The organism is Rhizobium sp. FKY42, from assembly GCF_005222835.1.
Classification (GTDB): Bacteria; Pseudomonadota; Alphaproteobacteria; order Rhizobiales; family Rhizobiaceae; genus Neorhizobium.
The window spans coordinates 94,970-111,390 of record NZ_STGA01000002.1 but is presented as its reverse complement, the minus strand read 5'-3'; the positions used below and the strand labels follow the sequence as shown (position 1 = coordinate 111,390).

Below are 16,421 nucleotides of genomic sequence, written 5' to 3'. Positions count from 1 at the left end.
GTCAGCGCCGTCTGTAGTAGAAATAGCGACCTTCCGTGATGCTGGGGAGGCGAGGGAGCAGTTCCAGGTCTGGATGATCGAGGGGCAGGCCGCTGACCGCCACGCCGCCGCTTTTCAGCATGCCGGACACCATTTGCGGAAGCCATGTCAGGGTAATCGCGTCCTTGTCATCATAGCCTGTGCCGATATCGGCATGCACCAGTGCGGCCCGTCGGTCAACGAAGGCCTGGCCCGTTTCCCGGATCTCGCCCTCGACAAAATCTTCCGCTGCAGGTGTTGCAGAGGCATGTGAAGCGAGCTTCCGGTCAAAGGCGATGACGCGCCGCTCCGGGAAATTTTCCCGCAGATGGCTATAGGTTCTGCCATTCCCGAGACCGATTTCGAAAATCTCGCCTCCTTCCGGTAAGGCCAGGTTATCACGCACATGATTCAACAGATCGCGCTGGGCGCTCATGCGGTTGATGAAACTATCGAGTCTGCTCAAAATCTTCTCCAGTCGATCAGGCCTTGATGAGCTTGTCCGAGGTAATTCCCCGCCGCCCGTAGACATTGCGGGTATCGATGATCAACGGAGCCCACTGTTCTAGGCTCGCATAGTCGACCGCATCATGGTCGGTCGCGATCACAATCGCATCGAAATCGCTGACGGTCGCCTGATCGAGGTTCGCCGATCTGCGGCCCTTGAGGTGCCCGTATTCGCGTGTTTTGGGGATCTCTTCGAGGTACGGATCGTGATACTCCACCTGCGCACCGCGCTCGAGGATCAACTCCATCAGGCGGAGCGAGGGGCTCTCTCGAATGTCAGGCACGTTCTTTTTATAGGCCAAGCCCATGATCAAGACGCGTGAGCGGCTGAGCGCTTTGCCGAGGCGACGGTCGAGCCCTTCGGCAAGCTTTTCCACCACATAGCGTGGCATGGATGTGTTGATCTCGCCCGCGAGTTCTATGAAGCGGGTCGGCTGCTCAAACTCGCGTGACTTCCAAGTCAGATAGAAAGGGTCGATCGGAATGCAGTGACCGCCAAGGCCCGGACCCGGATAGAAAGGCATATAGCCGAACGGCTTGGTTTTGGCCGCCTCGATCACATCCCATACATCGATGCCCATTGCGTCATAGACGAGCTTCAACTCGTTGACGAGAGCGATGTTGACGGCGCGAAAGATGTTTTCCGTTAGCTTAACCGCCTCAGCTGTCCGCACGGAAGTAACGGGGACAATTCTATCGACCACGGCGCCATAGAAAGCCTTCATCATTTCACTGGCAAGCTCGCCATCGCCCGCGACGACCTTGGGTATCGTGGAGGTGTTGAAGTCGCGATTGCCGGGGTCTTCTCGTTCAGGCGAATAGCCGAGAAAGAAATCCTCACCCGCCTTCAAGCCGGAGGTTTCCAGAATGGGGCGCATGATCTCATCGGTCGTTCCGGGATAGGTGGTCGACTCCAGCGCGATCAACTGCCCGGGCCGCAGCACTTTCGCGATCTGGCGGCAGGTGTTTTCAACAAAACTCAAGTCCGGGTCACGGTAACGCGTCAGCGGCGTCGGAACGCAGATCGCAATTACATCGCATTCTGCAAGGCGCGCAAAATCATCTGTAGCGGAAAAGCGGCCTGCGCCTCGTTCGGCAGCAAGAACCTCACTTGGCACCGCCTCAATGTAGCTTTTGCCCGCGTCGATCCGCACCATTTTGTCGGCATCGATATCGAAACCAAGCGTCTGGAAGCCGGCGCGTGAAATGCTCATGGCGAGCGGCAGGCCGACATAGCCCAGACCGATCACACCGGCCTTGATCGTCTTTGAGCGGATCGCGGTGACAAGAGGATGGTTCGCGATCTCTGCCTGACTCAAGGGGTTTTCTCCGTGATGCTGCGATGTTTTGCGTGCGATGGTGCACGAAGCGCTTTTCCGTCGCGCTCAGTTGAGGTTCCATACCACCTGTGTCAAGGGTGCGGTAAAGGTTAGATAGGCAAGCACGGGCAGAAGCGCATCAATTAATTCTGATCGGCAGACTTGCAAAGAGTGGCGCACTCGTTCCTATCTCAGCACTATGAAAATCGCTTTCTATGCTCCACTGAAGTCTCCTCATCACGCTGTTCCTTCGGGGGACCGGCTGATGGCCCGTCAGTTGATAAGGGCCTTGACTATGGCAGGTCATGAGGTGGACGTCGTTTCAGAACTGCGCAGTTATTCAGCGACGCCGGACGTTGCGGAACAGTTCGCCATGGATGCCCAGCAGGAAATACGCCGTATCGATACCCTATGGGCCGATCAGGGGAAGCCAGACCTCTGGTTTTGCTATCATCCGTACTACAAGTCACCCGATCTCCTCGGACCGGATCTCTGTCGCAGGCATGGTATTCCCTACGTCACTGCAGAGTCGTCCTACTCGCGGCGGCGCAATATCGGCAATTGGGCGCTCTCGCAAGAAATTGTCCTTGAGGGATTGAGGCACGCAGCCGTCAACATCTGCCTGACCGAACGAGACCGACGGGGCATTCTGGATGCCGCCCCGGAGGCACGTTGTGAACGGCTGGCGCCGTTCATTGATGTGGCACCATTCCGGGACCTCGTCCCTCAACCCGAACAAGGGCATCTGATTACCGTTGCGATGATGCGTGAGGGCGATAAGCTCGATAGCTATCGGGCGCTCGCATCGGCGCTACAGCTCATCAAGGATGAAGACTGGCGGCTGTCGATCATTGGTGACGGACCAGCAAGAGCGGAGGTTGAAGGCTGCTTTTCAAACTTTTCGTCAAGCCGGATATCGTTTCTCGGTCAATTGCAGCCGCAGCAGATTGCTGATCATCTGTCGCGCGCCGGGATTTATGTCTGGCCGGGGCATGGAGAGGCTTACGGCTTGGCCTATCTAGAGGCACAAGCTGCGGGCGTGCCAGTCATCGCAGAAGAAACCGCCGGCGTGCCTGAAGTCGTATCTCACGGAGAGACCGGGCTGTTGACCAAATCTTCGGATCCAGAGGACTATGCCAACGCCATCCGATTGCTGGTAAGAGATGACGAACTGCGATCGAGACTGGCCGAAAAAGCCCGGCAGCGCGCCGAGAGCATCCATTCCCTTGAGGCTGCTGCCGTCCGTCTGGATGCCATCCTCCGTTCCAATTTGAGGTGATCATGTTCGAAACTCTGTGGCGCGACCGTCTGGATCAATTGGCTGCCGAGGGCCGCACTCTCACGCTCTGGCTGCGAGATGACGATGCGGTGGACGTGACGCCTGCTCTCGACCGGCTGATGGCTTTATGTTTGCAACATTCTGTTCCGCCAACGCTGGCGGTTATTCCGGAAAAGACCGGATTTCCGCTTGTCGAATATCTGGCACGCTTTCCAGACGTTGAAGTCGCCGTGCATGGGTGGTCTCATCAGAGCTATTCGAAGCCGCCCGCAAAGAAGCAGGAACTCGGCAACGATCGTCCTCTTCCGGTGATCCTGAACGAGATCCAGGCTGGCTTTGGCAAGCTGCAGGTGCTGCATGTTCAGCGTTTTATTCCCATGATGGTGCCGCCGTGGAACCGGATTTCCTCCGAGATTGCAGGGCAATTGCCAAAGCTGGGCTATAGGTCCCTGTCTGTCTTCGGGCGCGAAAAATCATTCCCGCTGCCGCTTCTCAATACGCATGTGGACATCATGAACTGGCATGGCGTACAGGGAGGGAGAGACGCTGAGACCTTGTACAAGGAACTCATTGCCTATCTCGATCAGCCGGTTGAGGCACTTGGGATTTTGACCCACCACCTCGTTCATGACGATGCTGCGTGGGACTTTCTGGAGAATTTCCTGCGCATGACGGCTGAGCACAAGGCGTGCCAATGGCGCCGTGCGTCGGAACTCATGGCAGGCTGATCTACCAGGATTTCCAGCCGATCAGCAGACCGTTGCCGGAGGCGATCGCGGCTGTCTGTGCTACTTCAACATCTTCGATGGGCGCACGGCGGGTAAGATTGGCGGCGACGAAAGCTGCATCGGGAACTGTGAATGTCGTGCGCCGGAACAAAAGCGTCATGATCAGCGGTCCCGTGGACCACCAGGCCGGGCCATCCGGCAGCCTGCGTGTGGCTTCGGGAATGAGGTCGAGAAGACGCGCAAAAACCGGGTGGCGTGCAGGCGTCGCAATGAATGAATTGGTCAACAATGCACCGCCGAGCCCTGTTTCGCGCGGTATATTCTCCAGCAGGGCAGACAATCCAATGAGGGGCAGGACATCCGGAAAGCTTAGGTCATCGCGTGCCGGATACCAGTCGCAATCCAGATAAATCCCACCCTGTGCATGCAAGATGAAATAGCGCGCTACATCAACCGCTCCCGGCAGGTCTCCCGCCTCCATCATTTCGATGAAGGCAGGATGTCGAGGAACACTCAAAGCTTCCAGGTCCGCCTCCCGCCACAGCCGATAGCGAAAGCCATTCTGCTCAGCATGGCGTTTCCACTTTGCCGCCGAGGGCGGAACAGGCAATTGCCCGAGCCAGATCTGATGCAAAAGACGCGGGACAGGCTGGCGGTTGAGTTCGTTCATGGCCCTGCGCTCCTCCAGACTGAACTCCGTGAGCGGCAAGAGGAGCGATGGCGGCGGGACAAGCAAAAACTGAAGGCCAGCTTTGGTAACGCTGTCCGAACGGAGCTTGGCGATTTTCATAAGCGCAGATTGAACCTTGCGCGGCATGCCAAGCGCGGTTTCGCTTCCCAACCGCAAGGCGGGACCCGCCATCGACAAATCTGCAATCGACGCAAGGACTGTTTCCGCAGCCTCCCATTCCCCAGCAGAAATGAGCTTACGCGCCTCTTCCAGCCTTTCGCGCGGTTCCTTGTTCTGCAGTTCGGGCTTGGTCATCGTAGCAATTGATCCATCGCAAGGGCGGCTGACGTTCTGAGTGGCAAAACTGCGAGGCTTGCCAAACAATCTGAAGTCGCCGTCATCCTACCGAAATCTTTCCGGTGCAAATGGCGCATCAGGTCTGCGTTGTTGTAGGCTTGGAACATAGACATAGGCAATATGCTGCGATACGGTCTTAAAAAACAAAGGGAACCCGCCCTGATCAAGAGACCGGACAGGGCTGCCGGGAAATACGTGAATGAATGAGCAGACCGACTTGCTCCGCATCGAAGGACTATCGGTGTCCTTCCCGCTGTGGGGCGGCAGCATCCATGCGGTCAAGAATATCAGCATGCGCATCCGGCCCGGCAAGGTAACGGCGCTGGTTGGTGAGTCCGGCTCTGGAAAATCCGTGCTTGGTCGTGCCATCATGGGCATCGAGACCCCCGCCGCTCGAACGAGTGGCCATATCTTTTTCAACGATCCTGATACCAAAGAGCGCATCGACCTGCTGGCCCTGCCCAACGAGGGCCGCAAGATGCGCAGCATCCGTGGCAATCGTATCGGTATGATCTTTCAGGAACCGATGACGTCCTTCTCGCCGATGCATACGATCGGCAACCAGATCGAGGAGGTCCTCAAGGTTCACACCGTACTGTCTCCGAAAGAGCGGCAGGAACGTTGCGAAGAAATGCTGTCGCTGGTCGGGTTTTCCAATCCTGCCCGTGCCTTCAACATGTATCCATTCGAGCTTTCCGGCGGCATGCGCCAGCGCGCCATGATTGCTATGGCGCTTGTCTGTGGACCTTCCTTGCTGATTGCCGACGAGCCGACGACCGCGCTGGACGTGACGATCCAGGCGCAGATCCTTAAACTGTTGCGTGAGCTTCAGTCGCGCCTCGGCATGGCCATGCTGCTCATCACGCATGATCTGGGTGTCGTGGCAAGCATGGCCGACGAAGTGGTTGTCGTCTATCGCGGCGAGGTCATGGAGGCGGGGCCCGTCGATGCAATCTTCCGGAATGCGCGCCATCCATACACGAAAGGCTTGATGGCCGCGGTGCCAGACTTCGAAATGCCTCGCGACGCACGGTTGAAGCCCTTGCGAGAAATTGAAGTCGATGCGGTGGGTCTCGTAGACCGCAAAACGCACGCAGACGCTAAGACTGATGTGGTGTTGAGCGTTCGAAACATATCCAAATCATTTGTCACGAAACGCGGCGGCGGCTTTGGTCTGGGCGCATCGCCCGCGACGCTTGCTGTCAATGACGTGAGTTTCGATATCCGACGCGGCGAAACGCTGGGCCTTGTGGGCGAGAGCGGTTGCGGCAAGACAACACTCAGCAAGATCCTGATGCGAGGCGTGACCGCAGATGCGGGCGAGGTGCTGTTTCAAAGCGAGCGCGGACCGATCGACGTTCTGAACGCGCGTGGCGAAGATCTCAACCTGTTGCGCCAGCGCATTCAGATGGTGTTTCAAGACCCGATCTCTTCGCTCTCCCCGCGTATGACGGTTCGAAATATCGTCAGCGAGCCGTTGGAAATCCATCAGCGTGGTGACTCCAAGGCACGCCTCGACGCCGTAAAGCGGCTGATCAGAGCCATCGGTCTGCCGGAAAACGCCATGGGTCGCTATCCGCACAGCTTTTCCGGCGGACAGCGCCAGCGCATAGGAATCGCACGGGCTCTGGCGCTTGGGCCGGATCTGCTGATTTGCGACGAGCCGGTTTCTGCGCTGGACGTATCCATTCAGGCCCAAATCCTCAATCTGATGAAGGATTTGAAGAAAGATCTCGGGCTGACCTATTTGTTCATTTCGCATAACCTTGCCGTGGTGAACTACATGGCAGACAGAGTTGCCGTCATGTATGCCGGACGCATTGTCGAGATTGCGCCTTGTGACGTGATCATGCGCAATCCGGTACATCCCTATACGAAGAAGCTTTTGGCTGCTGTCCCGACGCCGAATCTGGATAGGCCCCTCGACTTTGCTGCAATCGGTCAGCCGAGTGCCGAGGCTAAGAAGCAATGGGCACGCCAGTTTCTGGAGGATGCGCCGGGCGATCTTGCGCATGCAGATCTCGGGGAAGGCCATCTGGTGCTGGCGCGCCGCAATGTCGATGTGCGGGAGTTGCGTCCATGATCAGCCGTCGGCATGCGCTTGCTCTTCTTGCATCAACTCTTGTGCCAAATCGTGTGTTCGCGTCCTTTCAGGACTCTGAGTTTCTGCAATCTGGCGCGAACGGCTCATCCTTGCCGCCTGTTGCAGAACGCCTGCCCAAAACTCCACGCATCGTGAAGCTTGCGGAAACCGGTAAGCTGCCGGGGCGGCATGGCGGTACCGTTCGCATGATGATCGGCAGCCAGCGCGACATTCGCTATGCGCCGATTTTTTCCTACTCGCGACTTGCAGGCTACGACGAGCATCTCGAACTGACGCCGGACATCCTCGAAAGCTTCGAGATCAAGGAAGATCGGATTTTCACCTTCCGCCTGCGCGAGGGGCACAAGTGGTCGGATGGTAGTGACTTTACGTCCGATGATTTCCGCTACGTGTGGGACGACATGTTCCACAACAAGAAGCTCTACAAGGGCGGTGTCCCCGCTAGCCTGAAGATCGGCGGCAAGCCGCCCAAGTTCGAGGTGCTGGACCGGCTGACTGTCCGCTACAGCTGGGACGATGCAAATCCGGATTTTATGGCGGATATCGCCTCGCCGTCGCCGCTGCGTCTGATGCATCCAGCCAGCTATCTGAAGCAGTTCCATGTGAACTACCAAACAAAAGAGAAGCTTGACGAACTAATCAAGCAGCAGGGCGTCGAGGATTGGGTTGCCTTGCACCAGAAGATGTCGCGCACCGTGCGTCCCGAAAATCCCGATCTGCCGACCCTTGATGCATGGCGACCGCGAACGGCGCCTCCGGCGGGCCGTTTTGTCTTTGAGCGGAACCCCTATTACCATCGTGTCGATGAGAACGGGCTTCAGCTGCCTTACATCGACCGGATATTCATGGATGTAAGCGCTGGCGATCTCGTCGCTGCCAAGACCGGAACCGGCGAAAGTGATCTGCAGGTCACAAACCTGGACTTCGCCGATTACACCTTCCTGAAGAATGCGGAGGAGCGCTATCCTCTCACCGTCGACCTTTGGAAGCGGATTCAAGGGTCGCGCGTGGTTTTCTTCCCAAACCTCAATTGCAAGGATGAGGTCTGGCGAAAGCTGTGGCGGGATGTGCGTGTAAGGCGCGCTCTTTCCCTCGCGATCAACCGGCGCGAAATTAATAAAGCGGCGTTCTTTGGCCTCGCGCGTGAGAGTTCCAATACGATCCTTCCTGAAAGTCCATTATTCAAGCCGGAATATCGCGAAGCCTGGTCGGCATTCGACCCCTCGCTTGCCAATAAGTTGCTCGACGATGCGGGTCTTAACAGGCGTGGCGATGAGGGTGAGCGGTTGTTGCCGGACGGTCGCTCAGCCCGGATCATCATTGAAACCGCAGGCGAAAACACGGTCGAGGGCGATGTGCTCGAACTCGTTCGTGACCACTGGTCGGAGATCGGGATCAAGATCTTTGTTCGCGTCTCGCAGCGCGAACTGCTGCGGCGTCGCGTCAAGGGCGGCGATACGATAATGACCGTTGCGCAAGGGCTAGACAACGGCGTGCCTACGGCGGACATGTCGCCGAAGGAACTGGCGCCCACGACCGACGACCAGATGCACTGGCCGCTTTGGGGCCTCTATCATCTCTCCGGCGGCAGCGATGGCAAACCTTCCGATCTGCCGGAAGCGATTGCGCTGTCGAAGCTCTTTGCCGCATGGCGCAGTGCTTCCAGCCATGGGGAGCGGGAGCAAATCTGGCACGAAATGCTGAACATCTATACGGATCAGGTTTTCACGATCGGAACCGTCAATGCAACGCTTCAGCCTATCGTTCATTCCAGCCGCATGAGAAACATTCCCAAGGATGGACTCTACGGGTTCGACCCCATGTCCTATCTGGGCGTCTACATGCCTGACACTTTCTGGTACGACCATGCGTGAGATGATCCGATACATCGCCTGGCGCTTCATGGTGATGATACCCACACTTCTGCTCATCTCGATGCTGATCTTCACGATCATCGAGCTACCGCCGGGCGACTTTTTCGAAAGCTATGTGGAAGAGTTGAAGGCCATCGGCGAGAAGGCCGATATGCAGGAAATCGAAGATCTGAAGGCGCGCTATGGCTTCGATCAACCGATGCCGATCCGCTATCTCAACTGGGTCGGCGGAATGCTTCACGGCGATTTCGGCTATTCCTTCGAGTACCGAATGCCAGTGTCGGACGTGGTAGGCGACCGCCTGTGGCTGACGATCCTTGTGTCCACCGTTACGATCATCCTCACCTGGCTGCTGGCGTTTCCCATCGGCATCTATTCGGCCACGCACCAGTATAGCTGGGGCGATTACGGGTTGACGCTCTTCGGGCTGATCGGTCTCGCTGTCCCGAATTTCGTTCTGGCGCTCATTCTGATGTATCTGGCCAATATCTGGTTCGGCACCTCCATCGGTCACTTGATGGATCAGAAATATCTCTCCCAGCCGATGAGTTGGGAGAAGTTCAAATCGATCCTCGAACATATTTGGATCCCGGTCATTATCATCGGAACGGCAGGAACGGCAGGCATGGTCCGGCGCGTGCGCGCCAATCTTCTCGATGAGCTTCACAAGCAGTACGTTATGACGGCGCGCGCCAAAGGCCTCCATCCTTTCAAGGTGCTGATGAAATACCCCTTCCGCATGTCGCTCAATTTCTTCATTTCCGACATCGGGTCGATCCTGCCTGCCGTCATTTCCGGCGCTGAAATAACCGCAGTGGTTCTTTCTCTGGAAACAACGGGACCGATGCTTATCCGGGCGCTGCAGGCGCAGGACATGTATCTTGCTGGCTCATTCCTGATGTTCCTGGCTTTCTTGACGGTCGTCGGCGTGCTGGTTTCAGATATCGCGCTGGCCATCCTCGATCCGCGTATCCGCCTGCGGGGAGGGAGCACGAAGTGACGACGAAGCCTGGCACTGACGGGGACGTTCTGCCGCATTACGTGCGCGAAGCACCTTTCGATCCTTACGCGGATGATGCCGCATCGGGTAGTTCTGCGCTTGACGAAGCGTCTCAACTGAAACTGATGTGGTGGCGCTTTCGGCGTCACAAGCTGGCATTGTTTTCAGGGATCGCTCTGCTGATCATGTATTTCATGATCGTGATCGTGGAATTCCTCGCACCCTACAAGGTGCATACAAGGAACATGGATCATATTTTTGCCCCGCCGCAGAGCGTACATTTGTTCCATGATGGCCGGTTTGTTGGCCCCTTCGTCTACGGGCAGAAGATGACGCTCGACATGACGACCCTCCGGCGCGTCTATTCCGACGATACCGGCGACGTGCAGAAGCTGCGCTTCTTCTGCCGTGGCGAGCCCTATCGATTCTGGGGGCTGGTCGATGCGGATCTTCATCTGGTCTGCCCCGCAGAAAACGGGCACTTCTTTCTGCTGGGGACGGACAGGCTGGGCCGGGACATCTTTTCACGTATCCTGTATGGCGCACGGATCTCGTTGACCATCGGGCTTCTGGGCGTTGCGACGAGCTTCGTTCTCGGCATTGTGATCGGCGGCCTGGCGGGCTATTGGGGCGGCTGGTTCGATCTTGTCGTCCAGCGCATCATCGAGATGTTGCAGTCGATTCCCACCATTCCGCTCTGGCTTGCGCTTGCTGCAATAATGCCCGTGGATTGGAGCCCGCTCCTGGTCTATCTCGGAATTACCTTTATTCTCGGGCTGTTAGACTGGACCGGCCTGGCTCGTGCCGTCCGCTCAAAGCTGCTCGCTCTCCGCGAAGAGGACTATGTCCTTGCTGCTCAGCTCATGGGGGCGAAAAGCCCGCGTATCATCGGGCGGCATCTTGTGCCCGGGTTCATGTCACATCTGATCGCCAGTGCGACGCTCACGATTCCGAGCATGATCCTTGGCGAAACCACCCTTAGCTTCCTAGGTCTTGGGCTCCGGCCTCCGATCACCAGCTGGGGCGTGCTTCTGACGGAAGCCCGCTCCGTCAGTGTTCTTGCGCTTTACCCATGGCTCTTGTTACCTGTCATTCCGGTAATATTTGTCATCCTCGCCTTCAATTTTCTGGGCGACGGTCTTAGAGATGCAGCCGACCCGTATAAATGAGTTTGACCGGATTGCGCGGGTCGCGTTTTCCAGCCAATCGAATGTTCTAGGAGAAGCCAAGATCCATGTCGAAACGTCTTGGAAACGCTCGCATCCTTATGTACAGCCACGATACGTTCGGGCTTGGGCATCTTCGCCGTTGCCGGACTATCGCCCATTCGCTGGTTGAGGATTACCGAGGGCTGAACGTCCTCATTATTTCCGGCGCCACGATTGCCGGTGCGTTCGACTACCGCGCACGCGTCGATTTCGTGAAGATTCCGAGCGTTATCAAACTGCGCAATGGCGAATATACATCGATGGACCAGCATATCGATCTTCATGAGACTATGAAGATGCGGCAATCCATCATTCGGCACACTGCGGAAACGTTTGAACCCGACATATTCATCATAGACAAGGAGCCTCTCGGTTTGCGAGGCGAGGTGGAGGATACGCTGGTCTATCTCAAGACCAAGGGTACGACGCTTATTCTCGGACTTCGCGACGTGATGGATGCGCCACATCTTCTGGAGGCGGAGTGGAAACGCAACGATGTTCTGCGAAAGATCGGTGCTCTCTACGACGACGTCTGGATCTACGGACCTCCTGATTTCTATGATCCGCTGACTGGTATCAATGTACCACAGAATGTGCGTTCGAAGATGAATTTTGTGGGTTTCCTCCAGCGGAACGCTTCCAAGGATGCAGGCTTGCCCAATCCGGAAAAAGGCGATTATCTGCTGGTGACGACAGGTGGTGGCGGTGATGGGGCGGATCTTGTTCGCGATGTGATCGCTGCCTATGAGGCGGATGCGAGCCTGACGCACAAGGCGGTTATCGTGCTTGGACCATACATGTCGGCTGATCTGCGTAACCGTTTCCGCGAGGCCTGCGATGCGCATCCTCTTCTGGAAATCATCGAGTTCGACAACCGCATGGAAGATCGCATTGCCGGGGCGAAGGCTGTCGTTGCCATGGGCGGCTACAATACCTATTGCGAAATTCTGTCCTTTGATAAGCCAGCACTGATTGTGCCGCGCACGCAGCCGCGTGAAGAACAGTTGATCCGCGCTACCCGCGCATCGGAACTGGGGTTGGTCAGCATGCTGTCTGCGGAAGAATCGGCGGATAGTCTGAAATTTGCCTCCGCCATCAAAGACCTGCTAAAGCGGGATCCGCCGTCGGTCAGTGCGCCGGGCATGCAACTGGAAGGCCTGCCGAATATCTCGCGTATTGTCGCTGACTTGTTCAAGCGAAAGGGTGAGAAACATTTGCAGGTCGTGCAGGGTTCAGCGCAGTGACTTCCAGAAAGAAAATCGTTGTCCTGCTGAAGGGTTATCCGCGCCTTTCGGAGACCTTTATCGCACAGGAACTGCTCGGATTGGAGCGTGGGGGCTATCCGTTGGAACTGGTTGCCATGCGCAGGCCGACGGACAAGAAGCGCCATCCGGTTCACGACGAGATCAAGGCAAAGGTCTGGTATCTGCCGGAATATTTGCACGAGGAGCCCCTTCGTGTGCTGAAGGCGCTGGTGCAGGTTTGCCGCGCCAAGGGATTTGTAGGCGCGTTGAAAGCGTTCTGGGCGGATGTGAGGCGGGATTTTTCGCGCAACCGCTTCCGGCGTTTCGGTCAGGCTGCGGTGCTTGTGGCGGAATGGCCGCGTGATGCAGCGTGGCTGCACGTGCATTTCATTCATACGCCAGCCTCGGTCGCGCGCTATGCCAGCATGATTGGTGGCACACCGTGGAGTGTATCGGCCCATGCCAAGGACATCTGGACATCGGCGGATTGGGAGTTGGAGGAGAAACTCGCACACGCTGATTGGGCGGTAACGTGCACGAGGGTCGGATTCGAACAGCTGACCATGCTTTCGCAAGGACGAAACAACGTACATCTGAGCTATCATGGACTGGATCTTGATCGCTTTCCGCATTTTGCGGGATCAAGGCCTTTACGAACCGGTGCGGATGCGTTTGATCCTGTGCAGATCCTCAGCGTTGGGCGTGCTGTCAAGAAGAAGGGTTACGACGTTCTTCTGAAGGCGCTTGCCAAACTGCCGCCCGATCTGCACTGGCATTTCACCCATATCGGCGGTGGTGACGAGCTTTCGGCATTGAAGGCGCTTGCGAAAGAACTGGGTCTCCAGAAGCGGTTAACGTGGAAAGGCGCGCTGGACCAGCGGGATGTGCTTGAGCATTACCGGACCAGTGATGTGTTTGCGCTTGCCTGCCGGGTGACGTCGGATGGTGACCGGGACGGCCTGCCGAATGTGATGGTCGAGGCAGCCAGTCAGGGTCTGCCCGTGGTGTCCACCACAGTCTCGGGCATCGTCGAGTTGTTCGAGAACGAGACCAACAGTCTTCTCGTGGAATCCGAAGATATCGACCAACTGGCTGGCGCACTGGATCGGATGATCCGCGATCCGGCGCTGAGAGCCCGCCTGTCCGCCACTGCCGAGGCCAAGGTGCGAAGCGAGTTTGACTACCACAACAGCATTCGCGATCTCGACAGACTTTTCACGACAAGCTGGTCCAAGATCCCATGATATCCCGCGTGCATTCCACCGATCGCCGCAAGCGCGTTTTCTTTTATGTGCAACATTTGCTGGGCATCGGGCATCTTGTCCGTGCAAGCCGTATTGCGAAGGCGATGGCACAGGCGGGGTTGGACGTTACCGTTGTCACTGGTGGCAGCATCATAGAAGGGTTTCCGGGGGAGGGGGTTCGCCATGTGCAGCTTCCGGTGATACTGGCGTCCAACAGCAGCTTCTCCGGGCTGGCGGATGCGCACGGCAATCCGGTGGATGAGCCCTTCAAGCGTTTGCGTGTTGAAACACTTCTCTCTGCCTTCAGGCAGGCAGATCCAGACGCCGTTATCATCGAAGCTTTTCCGTTCGGGCGTCGCCAGATGCGTTTCGAACTTCTGCCACTGCTGGACGCCGTTCGCTCGCATCCGCGAAAGCCGCTGCTATTCAGCTCAGTGCGGGATATCCTGCAGGAAAATCGAAAGCCCGGCCGGGATGAAGAAACCGCAGCCCTGATTGAAGAGCATTTCGACGGGGTTCTGGTACATGGCGACGAAAATTTTGTCCGTCTCGAAGACACTTTTCCGCTCGCGAACCGAGTTGCAGGCAAGGTCTTCTACACAGGATTGGTCGCGCCGGAGCGGCCGCAGCCCGGCGAGGATCGTTTTGACGTCGTTGTCTCGGCAGGTGGCGGCGCGGTCGGTGCGCAATTGATCGAGGCAGCGATCGCAGCCCACGCCGAGCTCTCAGACACACGTCGGTGGTGCATCATAACGGGCCCAAATATGCCGCAGGCAGATTTCGAGCGGATTGAGTGCGAGACGCCGTCAAGCGTCAGCCTATTTCGTTTCCGCAGAGATTTTCCGAATCTGCTGATGAATGCTCAATTGTCGATTTCGCAAGCAGGATACAATACCGTCTGTGACCTGTTGCGGGCGAGCTGCAATAACGTGCTGATCCCCTTTGCGTCGGGTGGGGAAACGGAACAAAGCGTTCGAGCCGAGAAGCTGGAAGCGCTCGGTTTTGCGACCGTCGTGACAGAGGCAGATTTGAATGGCGTGACCCTCGCAGCAGCTATCTCAGCTGCAGAACGCTCGCCGCAACGGATGAAGCCTGCCCTTTCGCTGGATGGTGCGGCAAACACTGCATGCAAAATTATGGAGAAATTAAAAATTTGAGCTGCCGTTCGTCGCAACCTTAAGACAATACAGGATCATAAATTTGTCCTGATGCCTTGCTTCTTGATGGCTAAACATCAGACTGGAAACGCGGTCTCCCGAATCGAAATCTGCCGCTGCCGTTTTGAAAGCTTTCTCCATGACACCGAATGATCAGTCTGATCTTTTTAATCTTGCGCCCATTGCAATGTGGATGGAAGATTTTAGCGGCGTACGGCGTCAGTTGCAGGCGTGGAGAGCGGCTGGCATCAATGATATTCGTTCCTATTTGCGGGCCGACCTTTCACGCGTTGCTGCATGCGCCAGCCTGATCCGGGTCGTTGCCGTCAATCGCAAGACTCTGGAGCTCTTCGGCGCGACCGACCAAGCCCATCTGGTTGAGAGCCTTGGGCGGATATTTCGCGGCGAAATGCTGGAGAGCCATATCAATGAGCTCTCAGCCCTTTTCGAGGGGCAGACCGAGTTCGCAGGGTCGGCTGTGAACTATACGATTTCTGGCCAGAGGCTCGATATCCAGCTGCGTGGTATTGTGATGCCGGGATACGAGAATACGCTGGAGCGTATCCTGCTGACGACTGAAGATGTGACCGAAAGAGAAACGGCGCGCCGCAGAGAAGCCGAAAACCGTCAATATGCGGAAGGTATCTTCCAGCATTCGCCGGTATCGCTCTGGGTGGAAGATTTCAGCCGCATCAAGCATATGCTGGAGGATCTGCGCGATCGCGGCATCAGCGATTTCCGTGTCTTTACGGATGTGCACCCGGAATTCATTCGCCAGTGCATGAGTGAAATCCGTGTCATTGATGTCAATCAGGCAACGCTCGACCTCTTTTGTGCACCCGACCGCAACACGCTCCTGCATCGTCAGGGTGAAATCTTTCGCGATGAGATGGAGAAGCACTTCAAGGAGCAGTTGATCGAGCTATGGAACGGCAATCTCTTCCATCAGCGTGAGGTGGTCAACTACGCGCTGGATGGCGCTGAAAAGCATGTTCTGCTGCAATTCTCCGTTCTTCCCGGTCACGAGGACGATTGGGCTCAGGTGCAGGTGGCGCTGACCGATATTACGGCGCGCAAAAAGGCGGAAGCCTATCTGGAATACCTCGGCAAACATGATGTTTTGACGAAGCTCCATAACCGCGCCTTTTACATTGACGAACTGAACAGGTTGGAACGCAAGCCGTTGCGTCCGGTCTCTGTGCTCATTTTGGACCTGAACGGCCTCAAGGAAACCAATGACACCATGGGCCACGACGCCGGGGACGCTCTGCTGCGTCGCCTTGGTGAGGTGGTGACCGGCGCCGTCTCCCGCCCCAATCACGCCGCCCGTATCGGTGGCGATGAGTTTGCTATCCTCATGCCTGGTGCAGACAAGGTCGCTGCGGCGGCCATGGCAGACACCGTAAATGAGCTTCTGAAGATCAATAATCAGTTCTATTCGAACATGCCTCTGAGCATATCGATCGGCGTTGCCACAAGTGAGGAAGGCGAAAAGATCGAGTCCGTCGTCCGGCGTGCGGATGCCTTGATGTATGAAAACAAGCGGGAGCAGCAAGCGTTCCGCCCCATGATCCGCGCTAAACGTTGAGTAAGCTCTCCGCTCATAGCCAAACGTCGCGCCCAAAAGTTGAAATGACGTCTGCAAGATCCTGACCGGATTGTTGAATCCCATGGTTCGCGACGTTTTCAACAAAAATTGCACAGCTTTGCAA

The 16,421-nt window shown here is 56.8% G+C and carries 13 protein-coding genes; 10 read left to right on the top strand and 3 right to left on the bottom strand.

The window, feature by feature from the left end; genetic code table 11:
• Position 1 precedes the first annotated feature (1 nt).
• Together E8M78_RS00615 and E8M78_RS00610 are read right to left on the bottom strand one after the other, a co-directional pair.
• Entirely contained in the window at positions 2 to 484 is a 483-nt protein-coding gene (locus E8M78_RS00615; RefSeq protein ID WP_137133206.1) for a class I SAM-dependent methyltransferase, read from the bottom strand.
• A gap of 16 nt (positions 485 to 500) precedes the next feature.
• The gene (locus E8M78_RS00610; RefSeq protein WP_281405040.1) at positions 501 to 1,844 is read right to left on the bottom strand and encodes a nucleotide sugar dehydrogenase; all 1,344 of its coding nucleotides are present in this window, start codon (positions 1,842 to 1,844) and stop codon (positions 501 to 503) included.
• 265 nt (positions 1,845 to 2,109) lie between these two features.
• Between E8M78_RS00610 and E8M78_RS00605 the strand changes: the two genes are divergently transcribed.
• A complete protein-coding gene (locus E8M78_RS00605; protein WP_348640103.1) occupies positions 2,110 to 3,123 on the top strand; it encodes a glycosyltransferase family 4 protein in 1,014 nt (337 codons plus the stop codon).
• Positions 3,124 to 3,125: 2 nt separating this feature from the next.
• Positions 3,126 to 3,851: a polysaccharide deacetylase family protein gene (locus E8M78_RS00600; protein WP_137133203.1), complete on the top strand. Its 726-nt coding sequence runs from the start codon at positions 3,126 to 3,128 to the stop codon at positions 3,849 to 3,851.
• A gap of 1 nt (position 3,852) precedes the next feature.
• On the opposite strand, the gene E8M78_RS00595 is transcribed toward E8M78_RS00600, so the two are convergent.
• Positions 3,853 to 4,836, bottom strand: a complete 984-nt coding sequence (locus E8M78_RS00595) for a glycosyltransferase (protein WP_246658166.1) — start codon at positions 4,834 to 4,836, stop codon at positions 3,853 to 3,855.
• 241 nt (positions 4,837 to 5,077) lie between these two features.
• Between E8M78_RS00595 and E8M78_RS00590 the strand changes: the two genes are divergently transcribed.
• The 8 genes from E8M78_RS00590 (at position 5,078) to E8M78_RS00555 (ending at position 16,297) form a co-directional block, all read left to right on the top strand.
• A complete protein-coding gene (locus tag E8M78_RS00590; RefSeq protein WP_137133202.1) occupies positions 5,078 to 6,961 on the top strand; it encodes an ABC transporter ATP-binding protein in 1,884 nt (627 codons plus the stop codon).
• On the top strand, positions 6,958 to 8,856 hold the full coding sequence (locus E8M78_RS00585; RefSeq protein WP_137133201.1) for an ABC transporter substrate-binding protein: 1,899 nt from the start codon (positions 6,958 to 6,960) through the stop codon (positions 8,854 to 8,856). Before E8M78_RS00590 ends, E8M78_RS00585 begins: the two co-directional genes overlap by 4 nt.
• 1 nt (position 8,857) lies before the next feature.
• Complete coding sequence (locus E8M78_RS00580) at positions 8,858 to 9,856, top strand: ABC transporter permease (RefSeq protein ID WP_062556754.1); 999 nt, start codon at positions 8,858 to 8,860, stop codon at positions 9,854 to 9,856.
• Positions 9,853 to 11,025: an ABC transporter permease gene (locus E8M78_RS00575; protein WP_137133200.1), complete on the top strand. Its 1,173-nt coding sequence runs from the start codon at positions 9,853 to 9,855 to the stop codon at positions 11,023 to 11,025. The genes E8M78_RS00580 and E8M78_RS00575 overlap by 4 nt, the downstream gene beginning before the upstream one ends.
• 65 nt (positions 11,026 to 11,090) lie before the next feature.
• Complete coding sequence (locus E8M78_RS00570; protein ID WP_137133199.1) at positions 11,091 to 12,308, top strand: glycosyltransferase family protein; 1,218 nt, start codon at positions 11,091 to 11,093, stop codon at positions 12,306 to 12,308.
• Positions 12,305 to 13,552 (top strand): glycosyltransferase family 4 protein, encoded by a 1,248-nt coding sequence (locus E8M78_RS00565; RefSeq protein ID WP_137133198.1) that lies wholly within the window; start codon positions 12,305 to 12,307, stop codon positions 13,550 to 13,552. The genes E8M78_RS00570 and E8M78_RS00565 overlap by 4 nt, the downstream gene beginning before the upstream one ends.
• An 8-nt stretch (positions 13,553 to 13,560) precedes the next feature.
• Positions 13,561 to 14,709 carry a glycosyltransferase gene (locus tag E8M78_RS00560; RefSeq protein WP_137133197.1) on the top strand — a complete coding sequence of 383 codons (1,149 nt, stop codon included), beginning with the start codon at positions 13,561 to 13,563 and terminating at the stop codon, positions 14,707 to 14,709.
• Between the two features lie 139 nt (positions 14,710 to 14,848).
• Positions 14,849 to 16,297 (top strand): sensor domain-containing diguanylate cyclase, encoded by a 1,449-nt coding sequence (locus tag E8M78_RS00555; RefSeq protein WP_137133196.1) that lies wholly within the window; start codon positions 14,849 to 14,851, stop codon positions 16,295 to 16,297.
• Positions 16,298 to 16,421 lie beyond the last annotated feature (124 nt).